This window comes from Cupriavidus sp. 86D6, assembly GCF_057815095.1.
Map to the genome: position 1 here is coordinate 19,203 of NZ_JBYPSB010000012.1, position 22,513 is coordinate 41,715.

The 22,513-nt window shown below is 66.4% G+C and carries 19 protein-coding genes; 3 read left to right on the plus strand and 16 right to left on the minus strand.

The annotated features are described in order from the left end of the window. Positions 1–13: 13 nt before the first annotated feature. The 9 genes from manD to AC3G88_RS22080 form a co-directional block, all read right to left on the minus strand. Complete coding sequence (gene manD / locus AC3G88_RS22040) at positions 14–1,225, minus strand: D-mannonate dehydratase ManD (RefSeq protein ID WP_488773142.1); 1,212 nt, start codon at positions 1,223–1,225, stop codon at positions 14–16. A gap of 28 nt (positions 1,226–1,253) precedes the next feature. Continuing rightward, positions 1,254–2,792, minus strand: coding sequence for a UxaA family hydrolase (locus tag AC3G88_RS22045; RefSeq protein WP_488773141.1), 1,539 nt, complete (start codon positions 2,790–2,792; stop codon positions 1,254–1,256). 16 nt (positions 2,793–2,808) lie between these two features. After that, the gene (locus AC3G88_RS22050; protein ID WP_488773140.1) at positions 2,809–3,564 is read right to left on the minus strand and encodes an SDR family oxidoreductase; all 756 of its coding nucleotides are present in this window, start codon (positions 3,562–3,564) and stop codon (positions 2,809–2,811) included. Between the two features lie 54 nt (positions 3,565–3,618). Further along, the gene (locus tag AC3G88_RS22055; protein ID WP_488773139.1) at positions 3,619–4,722 is read right to left on the minus strand and encodes a mandelate racemase/muconate lactonizing enzyme family protein; all 1,104 of its coding nucleotides are present in this window, start codon (positions 4,720–4,722) and stop codon (positions 3,619–3,621) included. After that, positions 4,719–6,122 carry a TRAP transporter large permease gene (locus tag AC3G88_RS22060; RefSeq protein WP_488773138.1) on the minus strand — a complete coding sequence of 468 codons (1,404 nt, stop codon included), beginning with the start codon at positions 6,120–6,122 and terminating at the stop codon, positions 4,719–4,721. Before AC3G88_RS22060 ends, AC3G88_RS22055 begins: the two co-directional genes overlap by 4 nt. An 11-nt stretch (positions 6,123–6,133) precedes the next feature. Next, positions 6,134–6,757, minus strand: coding sequence for a TRAP transporter small permease (locus tag AC3G88_RS22065; protein ID WP_488773137.1), 624 nt, complete (start codon positions 6,755–6,757; stop codon positions 6,134–6,136). A 78-nt stretch (positions 6,758–6,835) separates the two neighbouring features. Continuing rightward, positions 6,836–7,834, minus strand: a complete 999-nt coding sequence (locus AC3G88_RS22070) for a sialic acid TRAP transporter substrate-binding protein SiaP (protein WP_488773136.1) — start codon at positions 7,832–7,834, stop codon at positions 6,836–6,838. A 70-nt stretch (positions 7,835–7,904) separates the two neighbouring features. Next, positions 7,905–8,930 carry an L-idonate 5-dehydrogenase gene (locus AC3G88_RS22075; RefSeq protein ID WP_488773135.1) on the minus strand — a complete coding sequence of 342 codons (1,026 nt, stop codon included), beginning with the start codon at positions 8,928–8,930 and terminating at the stop codon, positions 7,905–7,907. After that, positions 8,930–9,667: a FadR/GntR family transcriptional regulator gene (locus tag AC3G88_RS22080; RefSeq protein WP_488773134.1), complete on the minus strand. Its 738-nt coding sequence runs from the start codon at positions 9,665–9,667 to the stop codon at positions 8,930–8,932. The genes AC3G88_RS22075 and AC3G88_RS22080 overlap by 1 nt, the downstream gene beginning before the upstream one ends. A gap of 389 nt (positions 9,668–10,056) precedes the next feature. Between AC3G88_RS22080 and AC3G88_RS22085 the strand changes: the two genes are divergently transcribed. Further along, positions 10,057–10,626, plus strand: coding sequence for an RcnB family protein (locus AC3G88_RS22085; RefSeq protein WP_488893979.1), 570 nt, complete (start codon positions 10,057–10,059; stop codon positions 10,624–10,626). A 506-nt stretch (positions 10,627–11,132) separates the two neighbouring features. On the opposite strand, the gene prmB is transcribed toward AC3G88_RS22085, so the two are convergent. The 7 genes from prmB to AC3G88_RS22120 all read right to left on the minus strand — a co-directional run bounded on the left by prmB (position 11,133) and on the right by AC3G88_RS22120 (position 17,151). Beyond that, on the minus strand, positions 11,133–12,026 hold the full coding sequence (gene prmB / locus AC3G88_RS22090) for a 50S ribosomal protein L3 N(5)-glutamine methyltransferase (RefSeq protein WP_488773132.1): 894 nt from the start codon (positions 12,024–12,026) through the stop codon (positions 11,133–11,135). 37 nt (positions 12,027–12,063) lie between these two features. Further along, positions 12,064–13,215, minus strand: a complete 1,152-nt coding sequence (dapE, locus tag AC3G88_RS22095; RefSeq protein WP_488773131.1) for a succinyl-diaminopimelate desuccinylase — start codon at positions 13,213–13,215, stop codon at positions 12,064–12,066. 40 nt (positions 13,216–13,255) lie between these two features. Next, positions 13,256–13,603 carry an arsenate reductase gene (locus tag AC3G88_RS22100; protein ID WP_488773130.1) on the minus strand — a complete coding sequence of 116 codons (348 nt, stop codon included), beginning with the start codon at positions 13,601–13,603 and terminating at the stop codon, positions 13,256–13,258. Between the two features lie 22 nt (positions 13,604–13,625). Beyond that, a complete protein-coding gene (locus AC3G88_RS22105; protein ID WP_488773129.1) occupies positions 13,626–14,015 on the minus strand; it encodes a hypothetical protein in 390 nt (129 codons plus the stop codon). A gap of 66 nt (positions 14,016–14,081) precedes the next feature. Next, complete coding sequence (gene dapD / locus AC3G88_RS22110) at positions 14,082–14,906, minus strand: 2,3,4,5-tetrahydropyridine-2,6-dicarboxylate N-succinyltransferase (RefSeq protein WP_101684181.1); 825 nt, start codon at positions 14,904–14,906, stop codon at positions 14,082–14,084. 106 nt (positions 14,907–15,012) lie between these two features. Next, positions 15,013–16,212, minus strand: coding sequence for a succinyldiaminopimelate transaminase (gene dapC, locus AC3G88_RS22115; RefSeq protein ID WP_488773128.1), 1,200 nt, complete (start codon positions 16,210–16,212; stop codon positions 15,013–15,015). A 99-nt stretch (positions 16,213–16,311) separates the two neighbouring features. Further along, positions 16,312–17,151, minus strand: a complete 840-nt coding sequence (locus tag AC3G88_RS22120) for a ferritin-like domain-containing protein (RefSeq protein WP_488773127.1) — start codon at positions 17,149–17,151, stop codon at positions 16,312–16,314. Positions 17,152–17,612: 461 nt separating this feature from the next. Between AC3G88_RS22120 and smc the strand changes: the two genes are divergently transcribed. Next, the gene (smc, locus tag AC3G88_RS22125) at positions 17,613–21,128 is read left to right on the plus strand and encodes a chromosome segregation protein SMC (protein ID WP_488773126.1); all 3,516 of its coding nucleotides are present in this window, start codon (positions 17,613–17,615) and stop codon (positions 21,126–21,128) included. Position 21,129: 1 nt separating this feature from the next. Further along, positions 21,130–22,512, plus strand: coding sequence for a cell division protein ZipA C-terminal FtsZ-binding domain-containing protein (locus AC3G88_RS22130; RefSeq protein ID WP_488773125.1), 1,383 nt, complete (start codon positions 21,130–21,132; stop codon positions 22,510–22,512). The last annotated feature ends 1 nt before the right edge of the window (position 22,513 follow it).

A 22,513-nucleotide genomic window follows, 5' to 3' on the forward strand; every position in this document is an offset into this window, starting at 1 on the left:
GCCACCCGCCGCGCTACCAGTGCCACAGCGTGCCGTCGTGCGCCAGCCGGTTCACCGGCAGGTAGGCGCGCTGGTACGGGTACTTCGCGGCCAGCGTCTCGTCGATGTCCACGCCGTGGCCCGGTACGTCGCCGGGGTACATCATGCCGTCCTGAAACGTGTATGCGTGCGGGAAGACGGCATCGGTCTCCTCGGTATGGCGCATGTATTCCTGGATGCCGAAGTTGGGCACCCAGATATCGAAATGCAGTGCCGCGCCCATGCAGGCCGGGGACAGGTCCGTCGCGCCGTGGCAGCCCGTGCGCACCTGGTGCAGTGCCGCGAAGTCGGCAATACGGCGCAAATGGGTGATGCCGCCGGCATGCACGACCGTGGCTCGAATATAGTCGATCAGCTGTTCCTCCAGCAGGGCCTTGCAGTCCCAGATGCTGTTGAAAATCTCGCCCACGGCCAGCGGCGTGACCGTGTGCTGGCGGATCAGCCGGAACGCGCGCTGGTCCTCGGCGGGCGTTGCGTCTTCCATCCAGAACAGCCGGAACGGCTCCAGCGACTTGCCCAGCCGGCCCGCTTCGATCGGCGTCAGCCGGTGGTGCACGTCGTGCAGCAGGTGGATGTCGGGGCCCACCGCTTCGCGCACCTTGTCGAACAGCTTCGGCGTGTGATCCAGGTAGCGTTCGGTGCTCCAGTCGTGTTCGGAGGGCAGGTTGGCATCGGCCGGCTCGTAGAACAGCCGGTCGCGCGACACCCCGTACACCTTGTTCAGCCCCGGCACGCCAGATTGCGCGCGAATCGCCTTGTAGCCCATTTCCTTGTAGCGCAGCACCTCTTCCACGGTGTGGCCGATGTCACTGCCGTTGGCGTGGCCGTAGACCATCACCCCGGTCCGGCTCTTGCCGCCCAGCAGCTGGTACAGCGGCAGATTGGCGGCCTTGGCCTTGATGTCCCACAGCGCCGTGTCCACGGCGGCAATCGCACTCATCGTCACCGGGCCGCGCCGCCAGTAGGCGCCGCGGTACAGGTATTGCCAGATGTCCTCGATCTGGTGCGCGTCGCGCCCGATCAGGCACGGGACGACGTGGTCTTCCAGATAGCTGGCCACGGCCAGTTCGCGCCCGTTGAGCGTGGCGTCGCCGATGCCGGTCAGCCCCTCGTCGGTTTCGATCTTGAGCGTGACGAAGTTGCGTCCCGGGCAGCAGACGATAACGCGTGCGTTGGTGATCTTCATGCAGGTCTCCGGCAATGCGGGGGGGTGGTTACATCACGGCGCCAAGCGCCCAGGGCACGAATTCGTTCTGGCCGTAGCCGTGCTGCTCGCTGCGGGTGCGGCGGCCCGAGGCGGTTTCCAGCATCAGCCGGAAGATGGCCGCGCCCTTGTCGGCGATGGTGGATTCGCCGTCCAGGATGTCGCCGCAGTTGATGTCGATATCCTCCGACTGGCGCTGCCACAGCGCAGTGTTGGTGGACAGCTTCAGTGACGGCGACGGCGCGCAACCATAGGCCGACCCCCGGCCCGTGGTGAAGCAGATCAGGTTGGCGCCGCCCGCCACCTGGCCCGTGGCCGACACGGGGTCGTAGCCCGGGGTGTCCATGAAGACCAGCCCGTGCGCGCGCACCGGTTCGGCAAATTCGTAGACATCCACCAGATTGGTGGTGCCGCTCTTGGCCACGGCGCCCAGCGACTTTTCCAGGATGGTGGTCAGGCCGCCTGCCTTGTTGCCGGCGGACGGGTTGTTGTCCATGCTGCCGGCGTTGCGGGCGGTATAGGCCTCCCACCAGCGGATGCGGGCAATCAGCCGGTCGGCCACCGCCGCCGACACCGCGCGGCGCGTCAGCAGGTGCTCGGCGCCGTAGATTTCGGGCGTTTCCGACAGGATCGCCGTGCCGCCCTGCGCCACGAGCAGGTCCACGGCCGCCCCAAGCGCCGGGTTGGCGGTAATGCCCGAATAGCCGTCGGAGCCGCCGCACTGCAGCCCCACGATCAGGTGGCTGGCCGGTACCGGCTGGCGCGTGACGCGGTTGGCGTCTTCCAGCAGCGCCTGCACCACGCCCACGCCGCGCGCCACGGTCCTGGCCGTGCCGCCGGTGTCCTGGATGTTGAAGCTGTGAAAGCGCGGCCCCTCGGCCAGCGCCGACAGGCCTGGCTCGGCCAGCAGCGCATCGATCTGGTTGGTCTCGCAGCCCAGGCCCACCACCAGCACCGCCGCAAAGTTCGGATGCCGGGCGTAGCCGGCCAGGGTGCGGCGCAGCACGCGCAGGTTTTCGCCGTCGCTGTCGGTGGCGCAGCCCGCGCCGTGCGTCAGCGCCACCACGCCGTCCACATTGGGGTAGGGCGCCAGCGCCTCGGGGTGGATTTCGCGCCGGAAATGGTCCGCAATGGCACGTGCCACCGTGGCCGAGCAGTTCACCGAGGTCAGGATGCCGATGTAGTTGCGCGTGGCGATGCGGCCATCGACCCGCACGATGCCGTCGAACGTGGCCGGGGCGGTGGCCTTCGCCGTGTCGTGGACGTCGGTGCCGGCCGCGTAGTCGCGCGCGAAGTCGCCCATGGCCAGGTTGTGGGTATGCACATGCTGGCCCGGCGCGATGGCCTGCCGCGCGAAGCCGATGATCTGGTTGTAGCGCCGCACGGGCGCGCCTTCGGCAATGGCGCGCACGGCCACCTTGTGGCCTGGCGGCACCAGGCTGGCGACGGTGACGCCCTCCTGGTGCAGCACCGTGCCGGGCAACAGCTGGCGGCACGCGATGACGATATCGTCGGCGGGATGGATCCGGATGACAGCCGGTGCGGACATGCGCGCCTCCCGTGGGTCAGTTGGACCAGCCGCCGTCGATCACCTGGGCGGTGCCGGTGGTGAAGGCCGATTCGTCCGATGCCAGATACACGGCCAGCGCGGCGATCTCGGCAGCCGTGCCGATGCGGCCCATCGGCTGGCGGGCAATGAAATCGGCTTCCACCTGCGCCAGCGTGCGGCCGCTGGCGGTGGCCTGGTTGCCGATGCGCTGGCGTAGCGACGGCGATTCCACGGTGCCAGGACAGATCGCATTGCAGCGGATGCCGCGCGTGATGTAGTCGGCCGCCACGGCCTTGGTCATGCCGATCACGGCAGCCTTCGAGGCGCCGTAGACAAAGCGGTTGGGCGCGCCCTTGATGCTGCCGGCCACCGAGGCCATGTTGATGATCGACCCGCCGCCCGCGTCGAGCATGGCCGGCAGGAACGCGCGCATCATGCGATACATGGCGCGGACGTTCAGGTTCATCGAAAAGTCAAAGGCGGCCTCGTCGCAGTCCAGGATGGTGCCGTGGTGGACAAAGCCGGCGCCATTGAACAGCACGTGGATGCGGCCGATCTCGCGTGCGGCGGCGTCCACGGCCGCGCCATCGGTGACGTCGAGCCGCAGCGTCCGGCAGCCGGGCAGGGCAGCCAGCGCCGCCAGCGGTTCGGGATTGATGTCGGCGGCGATGACCTGGGCGCCTTCGCGCAGGAACGCTTCGGCCGTGGCCCGGCCGATGCCCTGGCCGGCGGCCGTGACCAGCGCGATCTTGCCGGTGAGTCGTTGCGACATGGATGGCTCCTTATCGGTTCAAGCGGGTTTGTGTTCTCAGTCCTGTCAGCCAGGTCAGGAAACGGTGGCGCGCGCCATGGCGCGGCGGTCGATGGCGGCCCAGTCCCAGTCGATGCCAAGCCCCGGCGACGCAGGCGGCACGGCGTGGCCATCGGCAAACGCCACGCGGCTGTGCGTGATGGCATCGAGCTGCGGGATGTACTCGACCCACGGGGCGTTCGGCACCGCCGCGCAGAGCGACACATGCAGCTCCATCAGGAAGTGCGGGCAGATCGGGACGTTGCAGGCCTCGGCCAGGTGCGCCACCTTGAGCCACGGCGTGATGCCGCCCACGCGCGCCACATCGGCCTGCACGACCGAACAGGCGCCCTGGCGCAGGTAGTCGGCAAACTGGCCGGCGGAATAGAGCGATTCGCCCACGGCAATCGGCAGGGGGGTGGCGGCGGCAAGCCGGACGTGGCCGGACAGGTCGTCGGCGGGCAGCGGTTCCTCGAACCATGACAGGCCCAGGCCTTCATAGTGGGGCGCGCGCCGGATGGCCTCGGCCGACGTGAAGCACTGGTTGGCGTCGATCATCAGCGCGAAATGGTTGCCCACGGCTTCGCGCACCGCGTAAAGACGGTCGAGATCCTCGGCCAGATGCGGCTTGCCAACCTTGAGCTTGACCCCCTGGAAGCCCGCCTGCCTTGCCGCCAGCGTGGCCTGGACCAGTTCGGCAGGCGACAGGTGCAGCCAGCCGCCTTCGGTGGAGTACATCGGCACGCGCTGCTGCGCACCGCCGGCGGCGAGCCACAGCGGCTGGCCGTCGCGGCGGCAGCGCCAGTCCCACAGCGCCGTGTCGATGGCCGCCAGTGCCAGGCTGGTGATGGCGCCCACCGAGGTGGCGTGGGTGCTGAACAGCAGGTCGCGCCAGATCTGCTCGATGCGGGCCGGGTCGCGGCCGATCAGCCGCGGCGCCAGGTGGTCGCGCAGCAGCGCCATGACCGACGAGCCGCCTGTGCCGATCGTATAGCTGTAGCCCGTGCCTTCGCTGCCGTCGTCGCAGCGCACGCGCACCATCGGCGTTTCCTGGGTAACGAACGACTGGATCGCATCGGAGCGCGCAACGGGGGGTGGCAGATCGACCTGCAGCAGTTCAACGTGCGTGATCGTCGTCATTTGCTGCCTACCAGGTTGGGCAGCCACAACGTGATCTCGGGCACGTAGGTGATGGCGATCAGGGTCAGGAACAGCGGGATCAGCCACGGCAGGATGGCCACCGTGGTGCGCTCCACCGACAGCCTGGCCACGCGCGCCAGCACGAACAGCACCATGCCCAGCGGCGGGTGCAGCAGGCCGATCATCAGGTTCAGCGTCATGATCAGGCCGAAGTGGATCGGGTCGATGCCGAGCTTGAGCACGATGGGCAGCAGGATCGGCACCAGGATCGTGATGGCCGCCGTGGTGTCGATAAAGCAGCCGACGATCAGGATCAGCACGTTGGCCAGCAGCAGGAATACCCACTTGTTGTGCGTGAAGCCCAGGATGGCGTCCGTCAGCGCCTGCGCGGCCTGGCTCGTGGTCAGCAGCCAGGCGAAGATCGACGCCGCCGTGACGATGAACAGCACCGACGCGGTGGTTTCCACCGTATCGAGCGTGGCGCGGGCCAGCGCCCGCATCGTCATCGACCGGTAGCGCACCAGGCCCAGGAACAGGGCCCAGATGACCGCGGCCACGGCTGCCTCGGTGGGCGTGAACCAGCCCAGCGTCATGCCGCCGATCAGGATCACGGGCGCCATCAGCGCCATCACGGCCGAGAAGTCGAAGTACCAGTCCAGCGCCAGCAGCACCACCAGGGCAATCATCGCCGCCATGTTGGTCGACATGCCGGCCGACACGGCCAGCCAGATCGCCATCGGGAAGGCCAGCACCACGATGATCTCCACCGTGGCCGAGCCGAGCAGCTTCCACGAGAACGCCGTGTCGCCGCCCCAGCCGCGCCGGTGCGCGATCCACGCCACGGTGGCCATCATGAACAGCGTCAGCACCAGCCCAGGGACGATGCCGGCCAGGAACAGCGAGCCGATGGACACGTTGGCCATCATGCCGTAGATCACGAACGGCAGCGACGGCGGGATGATCGGGCCCAGCGTGGCCGATGCCGCCGTCACGCCCACGGCGAATTCGGTCTCGTAGCCGTGGTCCTTCATCGCCTTGATCTCGATGGTGCCCAGGCCGGCCGCATCGGCAATGGCCGTGCCGCTCATGCCCGAGAAGATCACCGAGCCGATGATGTTGACGTGGCCCAGGCCGCCGCGCATCCAGCCCACCAGCGCCACCGCGAAGTTGTAGATGCGGCCCGTGATGCCGGCCACGTTCATCAGGTTGCCGGCCAGGATGAAGAACGGCACGGCCAGCAGCGGAAAACTCTCCACGCCGGCGATCATGCGCTGGGCCAGGATCACGTCGGGCACTGTGCCGCTGGCCCAGATATAGAACAGCGACGCCAGCGCCATCGACACGGCCACCGGCATGCCCACCAGCATCAGCAGCAAGAACGAAGCAATCAGGATCCACATGCCCGGGCTCCTTAGTCGTCAAACGATTCGAAGGCTTCCGGGCGTTCCAGAATCGAATAGCCGTTTCGCCAGTTTTGCCAGGTCACCTGGATCGAGCGTCCCAGCATCAGCACAAAGCCGAGCAGCGCCGCCCAGTACACATGGTTCTTGTTCCAGTCGATGGTGGTCATCGGCTCGTCGCCCACAATGCCGATGTACTTCCAGACCAGCCACGCGGCGTAGCCCAGGAACGCCGTGCGCAGCACGTCGACCAGCGTGGACAGCACGCGCGCCGCGCCATGCGGCAGGTAGCGATAGATCAGGTCCACCTGGATATGCCGGCTCTTGCGCACGCACATCGACGCGCCGATGAAGACCACGCCGATCAGGCAGTAGGTGGCCAGTTCCTCGGTCCAGGCCAGCGAATCGTTCATCACGTAGCGCGTGAAGAACTGCATGAAGACCAGCAGCGTCATGATCCAGAACAGGCCCACGGTGAACCAGTCCTCGGCGGCGTAGCCGGACAGGTCCACCGGCTGCGCATCGGCGGCCTCGAACGTGTGGACGATTTCCTCGACCGAAGTCATGTGCGGGGCGCCGTCGGCGGGCGGGGTGTCCGTGGACCGGTCGGGCAAGGCCTGGGAGCGCAGTTCCATTGGAAGTCTCCGGTTCGTGTGGTGGTTTTTCTCCGCTCTCCCGTGTACGGGAGAGGGGAGCGGGATTGCGAGTCGGGCTTACTTCACCGCCTGGATCTTTTCCCAGTCCGCCTTGCGATAGCCCTGCGACTCGACGCTGACGTTCTTGAGCACGGCGTCGCGATACTCGGGGATGCTGACCTCTGTCACCGTGATGCCCTTTTGCTTGAACACCGCCACGAGTTCCTTTTCGCGCGCCACCACGTCGGCCGTGGCCCTGGCAGCGGCTTCCTGCGCCACGTCGAGGAACATCTTGCGCTCGGGCTCGGACAGCTTCTTCCAGAGCGCGCCCGAGACAATCGTGTTCAGGTGATCGACGATATGGCCGGTCAGCACGATGTACTTCTGCACCTCGTAGAACTTCTTCGCCTCGATGGTGGTCAGCGGATTTTCCTGGGCTTCCACGGTGCCGTTCTGCAGCGCCAGGTAGACCTCGGCAAACGCGATCGGCGACGTATTCACGCCGCAAGCCCGGGGCATGGCCAGGTAGGCCGGCACGTCAGGCACGCGCATCTTCAGGCCCTTCATCTCGGCGCAGTGCGAGAACGGCTTGTTCGACGTGGACTGGCGCGTGCCGTAATACGTGGTGGCCACGATATGGTTGCCGGTCTTTTGCTCGTAGCCCGCCGTCAGTTCCTTGTAGATGTCGCTCTTCGTGTAGGCCAGCAGGTGGTCGGGGCCCCGGAAGATGTATGGGTAGTACGTCACGCCGATGCGCGGGAACGACTTGGCCGCGAAGCTGGAGCCCGAGATGATGATGTCCACCGTGCCCATCGCCAGGCCCTGGTTGATATCGTTCTCCTTGCCCAGTTGCGACGCCGGGAACACGTCGATCTGATACTTGCCGTTGGTGCGCTTCCTGATCTCGTCGGCGGCCCAGACCGACCATTTGTGGAACGGCTCCGAGGTTTCATAGACGTGCGCCCATTTGAGCTTGATCGGGGAAGCCTGCTGGGCCAGCGCGGGGGTGGTCAGGGTGGCGGCGAACAGCAGGGCCGCACCGAGCGTGGACGAGAACTGCCGGCGACGTAGCATCATGGGTCTCCTTTTTCGGTGAAAGATCCGCCGGTCTTATAGAGGTGACCAGTCGGCATGCGAGGGCAAAACCTTATCCGGTCAACTGCACCTTGGTACTGCGGGATTTGTCGGCGGCCAGCTGGAAGGCCTCGACCGCCTGTGCCAGCGGCAACTGGGCGGACAGCAGCGGCCGCACGTCGAGCCGCCGGCTGGTCAGGTACTGCACCGCCCAGTCGAATTCGCGGCCGAAGCGGAACGCGCCCACGTAATCGAGTTCGCGCGCCATGATGCTGTTGGCGGGAAAGTGCAGCCCTTCGGCCGGCAGGGTGCCAACCTGTACGATGCGGCCGCCCCGGCGCGTGGCCGTCAGGCACGTGCTCAGCGCGGCGACGCTGCCGGCGGCCTCCAGGCTCACGTCGGCAATGTCCTGCAGTTCGCTGGCGTGCACCTGCGTGGTCAGGATGGTGCGGTCTGCGCCCACCGCCGCCGCCACGTCGAGCGGCCGCTGGGCGATATCGCACACGATGATCTGCGCCGCGCCGGCCAGTCGCGCGGCCATTACGGTCAGGCTGCCGATGGTGCCCCCGCCGGTCACCAGCACGGTCTTGCCGAGCAGTTCGCCGGCCCGGTTCACGCCGTGCAGCGCCACCGACAGCGGTTCGGCAAAGGCCAGTTCGCCCAGCGAGATATCGGCGTGCACTGGCGTCAACTGCCGCTCATGCATCGGGAAGTGCTGGCGGAACATGCCCTGCACATGCGGAAACACGCTGGCGCTGCCCAGGAAGCGCATGTTGCGGCACAGGTTGTCGCGGCCGGCGCGGCAGTAGTCGCACTGGCCGCACGCGTGCGACGGATTGATCGCCACCTTCATGCCCGGCGCCACGCGCGTGACGGCGCTGCCCACCGCCTCGACGATGCCGGACGCTTCGTGCCCCGGCGTCAGCGGTTCCTGGATGACGAACGCGCCGACCTTGCCGTGGAAGTAGTAGTGCAGGTCCGACCCGCAGATGCCGGCCGCGCCCAGGCGCACCAGCACATCGTGCGGGCCGGGGGCGGCCGGTTCCACTTCGGTAAAGCGCAGGTCTTCGCTGGCGTGGATATGGCAGGTCAGGGACATCACGACTCCTCGCTGTGGGCTTTCACGTCTTTGCCATGGCCCGGCCACGCCGCATAGAAGCGGTGATGCGACAGTTCCAGGTGGTCGCACATCGCGGCCCGCGCCGCATCGGGCGAGCCGGAATCGATGGCGTTCACCACGGCACGGTGTTCGGCAATGGCGGCGGCCCAGCTTTCGGCATTCTCGAAATGGTTGCCAAACTGCGCGAACAGCGGGTTATGGCGCTCGTCGAAGAGCTCGGCCACCAGGCGCAGCAGCACGGCGTTTTCCGATACCTCGGCAATGCGCAGATGAAACATGCGGTCGCCGCGCACGGGGATATGGCCGCCGCCGGCTTCCTCTTCCATCAGCGCGATCGATTCGGCCAGCGCCTCCAGCAGTGCCGGCGTGCAGTGGCGCGCGGCGCCGGCGGCCATTTCGCCTTCGATCACCTGGCGGGCGCGGATCACGTCCAGCGGCGTCGCCGCCACGATGCCGCCCCCGTGCACGGTGGGGGGCGTGGCATCGGCCGCGCAGGCATAGATGCCCGATCCCATGCGGACCTCGACCAGGCCTTCCACCTCCAGCGCAATCAGCGCCTCACGTACCGACGGACGCGACACGCCCAGTTGCACCGCCAGGTCGCGCTCGGGCGGCAGCCGCGCGCCAACGGGGAACTCCCCGCTTTCGATCAACCGGCGCAGCTGGTCGGCAATCTGGCGGTACAGGCGACGCGGTTCGATCTGCTGAAGCGGCATGGGGTATCCCGGGCAGGCAGCGGACAAATGGTCAAGCGGTCTGACCAATTTCTAGGAGACTTTGCGCGCCGCTTCAAGAAAATGTTATGGCGCGGCGCAGCAGGGCATCGCACCGGTGAAGCGGGGACCACGAGGAGGGCCGCGCGGGAAGATATGACACGGCTGCATGCCAAAACTACCGGCGATCGACGCCCCTCTGCGCGTTTTCTTCAGTCCGGGCATCCGCCGCACGCGCGTCCCAAATCGTTGAAATCATTGGAGAAAGCCAGCCCGGGAGACGCCCGGTCGACATCGGGCCGTCATGCGGGCCCTGCATTTGCTACTAAGCTTTCTTGGGACTGCCCTGGTTCTGGGACAGTCTGCCGTGTTCCGTCTGTGAGGAGATCACGATGCAAACAAAGACGTTAATACCCGCTGTACTGGTCGCCGCCGGCCTGCTGTCCGTGCCGCTCGCCCAGGCCCAGCAACAACAACCGATGCCCGGCCAGACCCAGCCGTCGGGTCCCACCCCCATGCCATCCCCGGGCCAGGCAGGCGCGATGCCACCCAATGCGACTCCGATGCCGCCAGCCACCAGCGGCAGGCAGCCCCAAGGCATGTCGAACAAGGGACAGAGCTCTGGTTCCCAAGGCGGCATGTCTCAGGGCGGCATGTCCTCGGGCGGGTCCCAAGGCGGTATGTCCTCGGGCGGGTCCCAAGGCGGCATGTCGCAGGGTGGCATGTCCTCCGGCCAGTCTGGCTCGGCGCCGATGGGCGCCCAGTCGCCTTACTCGCCCAAGAAGTGGAACAAGGGCGAAAAGCTGCCGGCAGAATTCCGCGACCGGCAGTACGTGATCGACAAGTACAAGGACTACAACCTGCCCGCGCCCAAGAAGGGGTATCACTGGGTAGGCGTCGGCGCCGACTACTATCAGGTGTCGTCGAACGGCACGATCTATTCGGTCGGGCCGGGAAGCTGATCCGGGTAGGAGTTTTCCTAAGAAAAACGCCGCGGGGTCGCGGCGTTTTTTTGTTTAGCGGTGCGTATCGGCGTCGTCGGCCTCAGCAAAAAACACCGCCTGGACGGCATGTTCGATGGCGTCGAACGTTTCGGGCCGGACCCGTGTGCCAAGCTGCGGGAAGTGGATACTTTCATCGCCACGATGGGCAAAGACCTACCTGGTCGCGCGGTGAAGTGGGCCTACCTCAGCTGTTCACGCAGCCGGGCATATCCAACCAATCGCATACTGTGCATGGCGACCCCTTAAAGTGATGTTTGGGGCGCAACTTTTTATTAGGCAGGCGAAGGATTTTTATGTTTTTCGGGCTACTCGTCTACTTTTTATTAGGCGATGCTGTTTACGTCACTCAAAACGCACAGTGCACCGCCATACGCCACACCAAATTGGCGCTGGCCGAACTTTTTATATATTTCGACCCCAAACCACCCACCAAATCTTGGTGGGTTTGGGGCCCTGGCTTGCACTCAATCCGGCAACGCGTCGTACGTCACCAAAAACACCTGGTCATCGCCCGCGCTAACGGACAGCCAGACGATATCGAGATCGGGGAAGGCCGCTTCCACGTTGTCGTGTTCGTTGCCGATTTCCACCACCAGCACGCCGCCCGGGTTCAGGCGCTTTTTGGCGCCAGCGACGATACGGCGCACCACGTCCATGCCGTCGTCGCCGCCGGCCAGTGCCAGGCGCGGCTCGGCCAGGTACTCGGCCGGCAGTTCGCGCATCGACTGCTCGTTGACATAGGGCGGATTGGTCAGAATCACGTCGTACGTGGCGCCCGAAGGCAGCGGCGCGTACAGGTCGCCCTCGAACAGCGCGATGCGGTGTTCCATCTTGTAGTCCGCCACGTTGCGGCGGGCCACGGCCAGTGCGTCCGGCGAAATGTCCACGGCGTCGATGCGCGCATTGGGCCAGACATGCGCGGCGATGATCGGCAGGCAGCCCGAGCCGGTGCAAAGTTCCAGCACCGGGCCGATCTGCCCGATGTCGCCCAGCCATGGCTCCAGGCCGTCCTGTAGCAATTCGCCGATAAAGCTGCGCGGCACGATCACGCGCGAATCCACGTAGAAGCGCAGGCCGTGCATGAACGCTTCGTGCGTGATGTACGCGGCCGGCACGCGTTCCGTGACGCGGCGGTCTATCACCTTGAGCACGGCGTCGACTTCCTCGGGCAGCAGGCGCGCGTCGAGGAACGGATCGAGCGTGTCCAGCGGCAGGTTCAGCGTGTGCAGCACCAGGTAGGCCGCTTCGTCATAGGCGTTGGCGCTGCCGTGGCCGAACGACAGCCGGGCGGCCGTAAATCGGGAAACGGCCAGGCGCAGCAGGTCGCGGACCGTCTTCAGGGGGGAGGGGGTAGCCATGGCGGTGGGTCGTTCCAATGGTAAGTCGATCAGCCGATCAGGCGATCAGGCGTTCCAGCACGCCACGGTAAACGTTCTTGAGCGGCTCGATGAAGCGCACTTCCACGTGTTCGTCGATCTTGTGGATGCTGGCGTTCGGCGGGCCGAATTCAATGACCTGCGGGCAGATCTTGGCGATGAAGCGGCCGTCGGACGTGCCGCCCGTGGTCGACAGCTCGGTCGTCACCCCGCACTGGGCGGCAATGGCGGCCGCCAGCGCGTCGGAAAGATCGCCGCGCGGCGTCAGGAACGGCTCGCCGCCCAGTGTCCAGTCCAGCGTGTATTCCAGGCCGTGCTGGTCCAGGATCGCATGCACGCGCTGCTTCAGGCCGTCCGGCGTACTGGCCGTCGAGAAGCGGAAATTGAAGTCGATGGTCACGTGGCCCGGAATCACGTTGGTGGCGCCGGTGCCCGCATGGATATTCGACATCTGCCACGTGGTGGGCGGGAAATACTCGTTGCCCTGGTCCCACGTCTCGGCCACCAGCGCGGTCAGCGCCGGCGCGGCCAGGTGGATCGGGTTGCGTGCCAGGTGCGGGTAGGCGATGTGGCCCTGCACGCCCTTGACCGTGAGCTTGCCCGACAGCGACCCGCGGCGGCCGTTCTTGACCATGTCGCCCAGCGTATCGACCGAGGTCGGTTCGCCCACCACGCAGTAGTCCAGCCGTTCGCCACGTGCCTTCAGGGCTTCCACCACCTTCACGGTGCCGTCGTGCGCGGGGCCTTCCTCGTCGCTGGTGATCAGGAACGCGATGGAACCGGCGTGGTCGGGGTGCCGGGCGACGAATTCCTCGCAGGCCACCACGAAGCCGGCAATCGACGTCTTCATGTCGGCCGCGCCACGGCCGTAGAGCTTGCCGTCGCGCTGGGTCGGTTCGAACGGGTCGGACGACCACTGGTCGAGCGGGCCGGTCGGCACCACGTCGGTGTGGCCGGCAAAGGCCAGCAGCTTGCCCGCCGTGCCCTGCGTGCCGCGCCTGACCGCCCACAGGTTGGTCACGCGGAAGCTGTCAGGGCCGCTGACGATGTTCTCGCAGGTAAAGCCAAGCGCGCTCAGGCGCGCTTCCAGCACGGACTGGCAGCCTTCGTCGGCGGGGGTGACCGAGCGGCGGCGCATCAGGTCTTCGGTCAGGGCAAGGGTCGGATTCATGGTGCGGGCAGGTGCGACGAATGGTGCGAAATGCGGGTCTTCAGAACAGCGAGGCGTACGTGTCGGCGGAAAACCCCACGCTGACCTGGCCATCGCGATCCAGTACCGGGCGCTTGATCAGCGACGGGCTGGTCTGCATCAGGGCCACGGCGCCGGCTTCGTTGTCCGCCTTGGCCTTGTCGGCGTCGGACAGCGCGCGGTACGTCGTGCCTTTCTTGTTCAGCAGCGTGGCCAGCGGCACGTGCTTGAGCCAGGCGCGCAACATCTTCTCGTCGACGCCTTGCTTCTTGAAATCGTGGAACGTGTAATCGACACCGTTCGATTCCAGCCAGGTGCGGGCCTTCTTGACGGTGTCGCAGTTGGGAATGCCGTAGAGCAAGACGGTCATGGTGCGCGGAATCGGGGTGAAATTAACGGAACAGCAGGTTGATCGCGATGATCAGCCCGCCCAGGCCAAATGCCACGCCAGCCATGGCCACGGCTGTCATCAGGCGCAGCCGGCGGTCCAGCCGCGCGGCCTCGCGGCGCAGCGCCTCGATCGTGATCGCGTGCTGCTCGGCCAGCAGCTTGACCGCCTCGGCCTGCTGCATGGCGGCCGCTTCCAGTTCCGCGATGCGCGCGGCCGGGTCGCGCGGCGGCTCGGCGTCGGGCTGCGTGGTTTCGCTGCCGTCCTTGCGCTTGCCCTTCTTGAGCTTCTCGATGGTCTTGTTGGCCTGTTCGAGGATGGTGGGCAGCAGGGATAGCACGGTACTGACGGTGGCGGGGTCGAGGGCCATGAATCGCTTGGCAGAGGATGGCATCGGCGGGGCTGTGATCCGCCGCCGGGACGGGCCCGGCGGCTGGGTGCGGCTCGACAGATCCGTGGATCAGTCGCGCAGCAGGTCGTTCAGGCTGGTCTTGGCGCGGGTTTGCGCGTCCACCTTCTTCACGATCACGGCGCAGTACAGGCTGTACTTGCCATCCTTGGACGGCAGGTTGCCCGCCACCACCACCGAACCGGCCGGCACGCGGCCATAGTGGATCTCGCCCGTTTCGCGGTCGTAGATCTTGGTCGACTGGCCCAGGTACACGCCCATCGAGATCACCGAATTTTCTTCAACGATCACGCCTTCCACCACTTCCGAACGGGCGCCGATGAAGCAGTTGTCCTCGATGATGACCGGGTTGGCCTGCAGCGGCTCCAGCACGCCGCCAATGCCCACGCCACCCGACAGGTGAACGTTCTTGCCGATCTGGGCGCACGAACCGACGGTGGCCCAGGTGTCGACCATCGTGCCTTCGTCCACGTAGGCGCCGATGTTCACGTACGACGGCATCAGCACGGCGTTCCTGGCGATGAACGAGCCACGGCGGGCCACGGCCGGCGGCACCACGCGGAAGCCGGCCTTGGCGAAGTCGTCCTGGCTCCAGTTGGCGAACTTGGTCGGCACCTTGTCGTAGAACTGGGCAAAGCCGCCGGCGCTCATCGGCGCGTTGTCTTCCAGACGGAACGACAGCAGCACGGCCTTCTTGACCCACTGGTTGACGATCCAGTCCTGGCCTTGCTTCTCGGCCACGCGCAGCGTGCCGGCGTCCAGCTGCGAGATCACGTTGGCCACGGCTTCGCGGATATCGTTCGGCGCGGACTTCGGCGACAGGCTGGTGCGGTCTTCCCAGGCCTGGTCGATCAGGGCTTGCAGAGCTTGCGTCATGATGGTGTTCTCAGTGGTGATTTGTGTAAGAGGCGGCGCCGGTGGCAGGTGCCCCGGCGCCAGGGCATTCGATCGGTGAAGCAGGTGAAGCGTGGCGCCGGGTCTGTCAGCCCAGCGACTTGCAGAATTCGACAATCCGGCGCGCACCTTCCAGGCACTCGTCGGGCGTGGCCACCAGCGCCATGCGCACGCGGTTCTTGCCGGGGTTGGCACCGTGCGCGTCGCGCGCCAGGTAGCTGCCCGGCAGCACGGCCACGTTCTGCTCGGCCAGCAGGCGAACGGCGAACTCGGTGTCGCTCAGGCCCGTGCGCGACACATCGGCCCACAGGTAGAACGCCGCGTCGGGCAGCGCCACGTCCAGCACCTGGGCCAGCAGCGGCGTGACCTCGGCAAACTTGCGCACATAGGCGGCGCGGTTGTCGCGCACGTGCGCCTCGTCGCCCCAGGCGGCCACGCTGGCGGCCTGCACGGCCGGGTTCAGCGCGGCACCGTGGTAGGTCCGGTACAGCAGGAATTTCTTCAGGATGGCCGCATCGCCGGCCACGAAGCCCGAGCGCAGGCCCGGCACGTTAGATCGCTTGGACAGGCTCGAGAACATCACCAGGCGCTCGAAGCCTCGACCCAGCTTGTGGGCGGCCTCCAGCGCGCCCAGCGGCGGCGTGGCTTCGTCGAAATAGATCTCGGAATAGCACTCGTCCGACGCAATCACGAACCCGTAGCGGTCCGACAGTTCGAACAGCTGCTTCCAGTCATCCAGCGACAGCACGGCGCCCGTGGGGTTGCCCGGGGAGCATACGTAAAGCAGCTGCACCTTCGGCCAGACATCGGCGTCGATCTGGTCGAACGCGGGGGCGAAATTGCGCGCCGGATCGCTGTTGGCGAAAACCGGGCGGGCGCCGGCCAGCAGGGCCGCGCCTTCATAGATCTGATAGAACGGGTTCGGGCACAGCACCAGCGGATCGGGCCGGCTGGCATCGATCACGGTCTGCGCGAAGGCAAACAGCGCCTCGCGCGATCCGCTGACCGGCAGCACCTCGGTGGCGGCATCGACGTTCGGCAGGTGGTAGCGGCGCTCCAGCCAGCCGGCGATGGTCTGGCGCAGCGCGTCGGTACCGGCCGTGGCAGGGTATGTGGCCAGCCCGGACAGCGACGCGGTCATCGCGTCCTTGATGAACTGCGGCGTCGGATGCTTGGGCTCGCCAATGCCGAAACTGATGGCCGGCTTGTCGGCCGGTTTCACATCGGCCACCAGCACGCGCAGTTTCTCGAAAGGGTAGGTCTGGAGCAGGTCGAGGCGCGGATTCACGGTGGCAGGGCGGCGGGGCGGTTGAAACGCAGCAGTATATCGCGCCGGGCACATGACCGGAAAGCGCGGGCGGGCGCAGGTACCTCGTACAGGCGCCCGTCAATACAGCATCACCCGCGACACCATTGCGACGATGGGCCGACGCACCAGGTCTTCCAGGCGCGCATGCAGGTGCAGGGGGCGCAACAGCATCTTGACCGTCATCTCGATCGGCAGGTGGCGCCGGATCACGGCGCTGCAACGCGAATTCAGGGCGCGCACCTCGCGATCCGGCACGTCTTCGCGGTTCTGCTCGATGCGCAGCACGTTCCGGAGGGCGATTTCGGCGTCCTCGTTCTTGATTTCCAGCAGCCGGCGCGCCAGGGCGGCCAGTACCTTGGCCCGGCCAAGCCGCTCGTCGCTGCTCAAGTCATTGAAATAACGGAAGAAATGCTTGTAGTGACGCACTTCGTCATTGGCGATGCGGCGCGTCAGGTTGCGCAGCACGGGCTCGTCGCTGGCTTGTTCCAGTGCCCGGTAATAGGTGGCAGTGCCGGTTTCCACCACGCAGCGCGCGGCCATTTCCAGTGCCGGCGTCCGCTCGAAATTGTCGACGGAACAGGTCTTGCTGTACTCGTCAAAGAACCGCCGGTACCCGCGTTCCCAGTCGAATTCGGGCCAGACATGCTCGACATAGCGGCGCAGCGCCAGGCCGTGCTGCAGTTCCTCGGATTCCCAGTGCTGCGACAGCCACTCGGCCGCGTCGGGCACGTCGGCGTAGTACTGCGCCAGATTGCCGGCGTAGGTGTCGGACCCGCTCTCGATGAACGAGGCGCCGGTCAGCAGATAGAAGAGCGTGCGATCGTCTCGGACCTTTGCGACGTCGATGGCGTTGTAGTTGATCTCCGCGATGGACCACGGCAGGTCACCCGGCGTCTCGACCGGTGGGGTTGGGGTCATGCTCAGTCCTCCAAAACTGCTGCGCTGCAGGCAATCAAGCTTCAGACTGGCCGCGCGCGCCATGAGGACAGCGGCAGGCATGGCGGAGCGGCGGGCCCGGCGCATGGGGAGTGGGACCCCGGGATCACGCCGGCATCTCCAGAGACTAGCACTAACCCTAAGAAGTTTCCGGGGGCTTTGCCAGCGTGACGTTTTCATGAAACAACGGCAGGGGCTAGAAAGTGCATGCAGCATCGCCCGCAAGTCTCGGAAGTACAACGATTTTTCAAGTCAGGCAACGACCGCTTCGTGGGGGCCGCAACGGTGGCGAAAACGGCCGGTCAATGGATTGGCGATGGTATGATGAGCGCCAATCTATCGGGCACCGGGGGCAGTTTGCGGCGCAGGCGTCACGTCTTGCCGTGTGCTCCGGCGTGGGCCCGGCATTTCCCATTTCGTATCGCCCAAACCACACGACAACCGTGCGACTGTCCTCGATCAAACTGGCGGGCTTCAAGTCCTTCGTCGACCCCACCAATTTTCAAGTGCCGGGCCAACTGGTCGGCATCGTAGGTCCTAACGGCTGCGGTAAATCCAACATCATCGACGCGGTGCGCTGGGTGCTCGGCGAATCACGCGCGTCGGAACTGCGTGGCGAATCCATGCAGGACGTGATCTTCAACGGCTCCACCGCACGCAAGCAGGCGGGCCGGGCCAGCGTGGAACTGGTGTTCGACAACGCCGAGGGGCGTGCCGCCGGGCAGTGGAGCCAGTACGCCGAAGTGGCGGTCAAGCGTGTGCTGACCCGCGACGGCACGTCTTCGTACTACATCAACAACCAGCCGGTGCGCCGCAAGGACATCCAGGACATCTTCCTGGGCACCGGCCTGGGGCCGCGCGCCTACGCCATCATCGGGCAGGGCATGATCTCGCGCATCATCGAGGCCAAGCCCGACGACATGCGGATCTTCCTGGAAGAAGCCGCCGGCGTGTCCAAGTACAAGGAGCGCCGCCGCGAGACCGAAAACCGGCTGGGCGACACGCGCGAGAACCTGACCCGCGTGGAAGACATCCTGCGCGAACTGGGCAACAACCTCGACAAGCTGGAAGGCCAGGCCGAGGTGGCACAACGCTTCCGGCAACTGCAGTCCGAAGGCGAGGAAAAGCAGCACCTGCTGTGGCTGTTGCGCAAGCGCGAAGCCCAGGCAGAGCAGGAACGCCATGCCCGCGCCATCGAGCAGGCGCAGATCGACCTGGAAGCCCAGACCGCGCAATTGCGCCATGTCGAGGCCGAACTCGAAACCATGCGCGCGGCGCACTATGCCGCATCCGATGGCATGCACGCCGCGCAGGGCGCCCTGTACGAGGCCAACGCGGAAGTCAGCAAGCTCGAAGCCGAAATCCGCTATGTGGTGGAGTCGCGCAACCGGCTGCAGGCGCAGATTGCCGCGCTGACCGCCCAGCGCGAGCAGTGGCAGGGCAAGGCCGACCAGGCCAATGACGACATTGCGCAGGCCGAGGAAGACCTGGCGCTGGCCGAGGCCCGCACGGTCGAGGCCCAGGACGCCGTGGCCCAGAAGAGCGAAGAGCTGCCCACCCTGGAAGCCCAGTGGCGCGACGCCCAGCAGAAGCTCAACGACCAGCGCAGCGCCATCATGCAGGCCGAGCAGGCACTGAAGCTCGAAGCCGCGCACCAGCGCAACGCCAACCAGATGCTGCAGCAGCTGGAGCAGCGCAAGGAACGCCTGAAGGCCGAGGAGCAAGGGCTCGACCGTCCCGACGAAGTGCGGCTTGAAGAGCTGCGCATGGACCTGGCCGAGCAGGAAGCCACGCTTGACGAAGCCCAGGCGTCGCTGATGGATGCCGAGGAAGCGGTGCCGCGCCTGGACGCCGAGCGCCGCGCGGCGCAGGAGCGCGTGCAGCGCGAGACGGCCGCGATTGCATCGCTGGACGCCCGCCTGGCCGCGCTGCGCCAGCTGCAGGAAAGCGTGCAGACCGATGGCAAGGTCCAGCCCTGGCTGGAGCGCCATGGCCTGGCCGAACTGCCACGCCTGTGGAAGAAGGTCCATATCGAGCCGGGCTGGGAAAACGCGCTCGAATCGGTGCTGCGCGAAAAGCTCGCGGCACTGGAAGTGTCGAACCTGGACTGGGTCAAGGGTTTCCTGTCCGACGCCCCGCCGTCCAAGCTTGCGTTCTACACGCCGCCGCCCGCCGCGCGTCCGGTGGAAGCCCCGGCCGGGCTGCGTCCACTGATGTCGCTGGTGCAGATCACCGAGCCGGGCATCCGCGCGGTGATGCAGGACTGGCTGGCCGACATCTATACGGCCACCGACATGTCGCAGGCCCTGGCGGCACGCGGCACGCTGCCCGAAGGCGCCCAGTTCGTGGTGGCCGAAGGCCATCTGGTGGGCCGCAACGCGATCCAGATCTACGCGGCCGATTCCGAGCAGGCCGGCATGCTGGCCCGCGAGCAGGAGATCGAGAACCTGCAGAAGCAGTCGCGCGCGCAGATGCTGCTGTCCGACGAGGCCAGGTCCAATGCCGTGCGCGCCGAGACCGCGTACACGCATGCCAGCACGACGCTGATCGAGGCGCGTGCGCGCGCCGAGCAGGCCACGCGCCGCGTGCATGCGTTGCAGATGGACGTGCTGAAGCTGTCGCAGGCCATGGAGCGGTTTTCGGCGCGTAGCAACCAGATCCGCGAGGAACTTGGTGAAATCGACGCGCAGATCGACGAGCAGCGCGCCATCCGTGCCGAATCCGAAGCCAGCTTCGAGCAGCACGATACAAGCCTGGCCGAACTGCAGGCGGCGCACGAAGACCAGCAGATGGCCTTCGATGCCCTGGATACCCAGCTGACCCACGCGCGGCAACAGTTGCGCGACCTGGAGCGCGGCGCGCAGGAAGCGGTGTTTGCGGAGCGCAATCTGGCCGGCCGGATCGACGAACTGCGCCGCAATATCCAGATGGCCGCCGACCAGCGCGAGCGCGTGGCGGAATCGCTGGAAAACGCCCGCGCCGAGCTTGAAACGATCAACGAGCAGACTGCCAATACCGGCCTGCAGGAAGCGCTGGAAGTGCGCGCCGAGAAGGAGCAGAAGCTGTCCGCCGCGCGCATCGAGCTCGATGCCCTGTCGGCACAGCTGCGCCAGTTCGACGAACAGCGCCTGGCGGCCGAACGCAGCCTGCAGCCGCTGCGCGACCGCATCACCGAATGCCAGCTCAAGGAACAGGCCGCCCGCCTGAACCAGGAGCAGTTCACCGAGCAGCTGGCCACGGCCGAGGTGGACGAAGTGGCGCTTGCCGAAAAGCTGACCGGCGACCTCAAGCCGTCGTACCTGCAGGGCGAGGTGACGCGCCTGAACAATGCCATCAACGCACTGGGCCCGGTCAACATGGCCGCGCTGGACGAGCTGGCCGCCGCCCGCGAACGCAAGACGTTCCTCGATGCGCAGTCGGCCGACCTGACCGACGCCATCAACACGCTCGAAGACGCGATCAACAAGATCGACCAGGAAACGCGGGCGCTGCTGCAGGGCACGTTCGACCAGGTCAACCATCACTTCGGCGAGCTGTTCCCGGCGCTGTTTGGGGGTGGCCAGGCCAGGCTGATCATGACGGGCGAGGAAATCCTGGATGCCGGCGTGCAGGTGATGGCGCAGCCGCCGGGCAAGAAGAACTCGACGATTCACCTGCTGTCCGGTGGCGAAAAGGCCCTGACGGCGATTGCGCTGGTGTTCGCGATGTTCCAGCTGAACCCGGCCCCGTTCTGCTTGCTGGACGAGGTGGACGCGCCGCTGGACGACGCCAACACCGAGCGTTACGCCAACATGGTGGCGCGTATGTCCGACAAGACACAGTTCGTATTTATTTCCCACAACAAGATTGCGATGGAGATGGCCCACCAACTGATTGGCGTGACGATGCAGGAGCAGGGTGTCTCGCGGATCGTGGCAGTGGACATGGATGCAGCCGTATCGATGGCGGAGGCCGCTTAAGATGGAACTGCAGAACGCACTGATCATCGCGGGTGTTGTATTGCTGCTGTTGCTGGTGGCCTATAACCGCTGGCAGATCCACAAGGCGCGCCGCGTGCGGCCGCTGATGCCCGAGGACGACCTGCCACCGATGCGCGAGCCGGTGGTGGGCAAGACCACGCAGCCCGAAACGCAGGCCAAGCTCAAGGAAGCGCCGCCCGAGCACGTGAGCCGGCGCGAGCCGACGCTGGGCGAGGCCGGCAAGGGCCTGAAGCGTGACGCGCCGGCCGACGTTGCCATGGCCACCGCCGCCGCCCATGCCGCCGCCAGTTCGGCAGATGCCGACGACATCGTGGCCGACGAGGTGGCCGTGGCAGCTGCCCCGGCTGCCGGGCATGCCGATGCTGACGCCGAAACCCACGCCGAAGCGCACGCGGAAGCCCATGCCGGGACCCATGCCGACGCACTGGCGGACGCCGGGCGCGAAGCCGGCGGCCAGGTCGCCGATGAACCCGTCGCAAAGGCGGCCCCGGCGGCCCCCGCCACCGTATCCGTCCCGGACGGCCAGCCCGCCGCCGCCGTCATCGATCCGCTGATCGACTGCATCGTGCCGATGCACCTGGAGCGCAAGGCGTCCGGTGATCGCATCCTGCCGCTGACGGGCCGTCTGCGCCGCGCTGGCACGAAGCAGGTGCATATCGAAGGGCTGCGCGTCGAAGCCAATGCCTGGGAGCCGGTCACCGCCGGTCACCAGTACGAAGACCTGCAGGTGGCCGTGCAGCTGGCCAACCGCAGCGGCCCGCTCAATGCGCTGGAATTCTCCGAATTCGTCAACGCGGTGGAAGCACTGGCCGAGGCGCTGGATGCATCGGCCGACCTGCCCGACATGACCGAGACCGTGGCCAACGCACGCGAACTGGACGGCTTTGCGGCCGGTGCCGACGTGCAGCTGGGCGTCAACGTGATTTCGGACGGCGCGCCTTGGTCGGCGGCCTATGTGCAGACCGTGGCCACGCAGGACGGCCTGGTGCTGTCGCGCGACGGCACGCGGTTCATCCGCTACGAACCGGGCGCCGATGGCGTGCAGAAGCCGCTGTTCACGCTGCAGTTCGGCGACACGAACTTCCTGCGCGACGACCTGACGCTGAACGCGGGCCGCCAGATCACGCTGCTGCTCGACGTGCCGCAGGCCGCGCAGACGATCAAGCCGTTCAAGACGGTTTGCGAGTACGGCTACAGCCTGGCGCAGCGGATGGGCGCCCAGCTGGTGGACGACAATATGCGTCCGCTGACAGAAGCGTCGTTCGTGGCGATCTTCAACCAGCTCGAAAAGCTCTACGAAAAGCTCGAAGCGCGCGGCATGCCGGCCGGATCGCCGGTGGCCCAGCGCCTGTTCAGCGTATAAC

Excerpts from the sequence above, each read along its gene's own strand:
- manD (WP_488773142.1), bottom strand. The coding sequence starts at position 1,225 with ATGAAGATCACCAACGCACGCGTTATCGTCTGCTGCCCGGGACGCAAC.
- AC3G88_RS22045 (WP_488773141.1), bottom strand. The coding sequence starts at position 2,792 with ATGTCCGCACCGGCTGTCATCCGGATCCATCCCGCCGACGATATCGTC.
- AC3G88_RS22050 (WP_488773140.1), bottom strand. The coding sequence starts at position 3,564 with ATGTCGCAACGACTCACCGGCAAGATCGCGCTGGTCACGGCCGCCGGC.
- AC3G88_RS22055 (WP_488773139.1), bottom strand. The coding sequence starts at position 4,722 with ATGACGACGATCACGCACGTTGAACTGCTGCAGGTCGATCTGCCACCC.
- AC3G88_RS22060 (WP_488773138.1), bottom strand. The coding sequence starts at position 6,122 with ATGTGGATCCTGATTGCTTCGTTCTTGCTGCTGATGCTGGTGGGCATG.
- AC3G88_RS22065 (WP_488773137.1), bottom strand. The coding sequence starts at position 6,757 with ATGGAACTGCGCTCCCAGGCCTTGCCCGACCGGTCCACGGACACCCCG.
- AC3G88_RS22070 (WP_488773136.1), bottom strand. The coding sequence starts at position 7,834 with ATGATGCTACGTCGCCGGCAGTTCTCGTCCACGCTCGGTGCGGCCCTG.
- AC3G88_RS22075 (WP_488773135.1), bottom strand. The coding sequence starts at position 8,930 with ATGTCCCTGACCTGCCATATCCACGCCAGCGAAGACCTGCGCTTTACC.
- AC3G88_RS22080 (WP_488773134.1), bottom strand. The coding sequence starts at position 9,667 with ATGCCGCTTCAGCAGATCGAACCGCGTCGCCTGTACCGCCAGATTGCC.
- AC3G88_RS22085 (WP_488893979.1), top strand. The coding sequence starts at position 10,057 with ATGCAAACAAAGACGTTAATACCCGCTGTACTGGTCGCCGCCGGCCTG.
- prmB (WP_488773132.1), bottom strand. The coding sequence starts at position 12,026 with ATGGCTACCCCCTCCCCCCTGAAGACGGTCCGCGACCTGCTGCGCCTG.
- dapE (WP_488773131.1), bottom strand. The coding sequence starts at position 13,215 with ATGAATCCGACCCTTGCCCTGACCGAAGACCTGATGCGCCGCCGCTCG.
- AC3G88_RS22100 (WP_488773130.1), bottom strand. The coding sequence starts at position 13,603 with ATGACCGTCTTGCTCTACGGCATTCCCAACTGCGACACCGTCAAGAAG.
- AC3G88_RS22105 (WP_488773129.1), bottom strand. The coding sequence starts at position 14,015 with ATGCCATCCTCTGCCAAGCGATTCATGGCCCTCGACCCCGCCACCGTC.
- dapD (WP_101684181.1), bottom strand. The coding sequence starts at position 14,906 with ATGACGCAAGCTCTGCAAGCCCTGATCGACCAGGCCTGGGAAGACCGC.
- AC3G88_RS22120 (WP_488773127.1), bottom strand. The coding sequence starts at position 17,151 with ATGACCCCAACCCCACCGGTCGAGACGCCGGGTGACCTGCCGTGGTCC.
- AC3G88_RS22130 (WP_488773125.1), top strand. The coding sequence starts at position 21,130 with ATGGAACTGCAGAACGCACTGATCATCGCGGGTGTTGTATTGCTGCTG.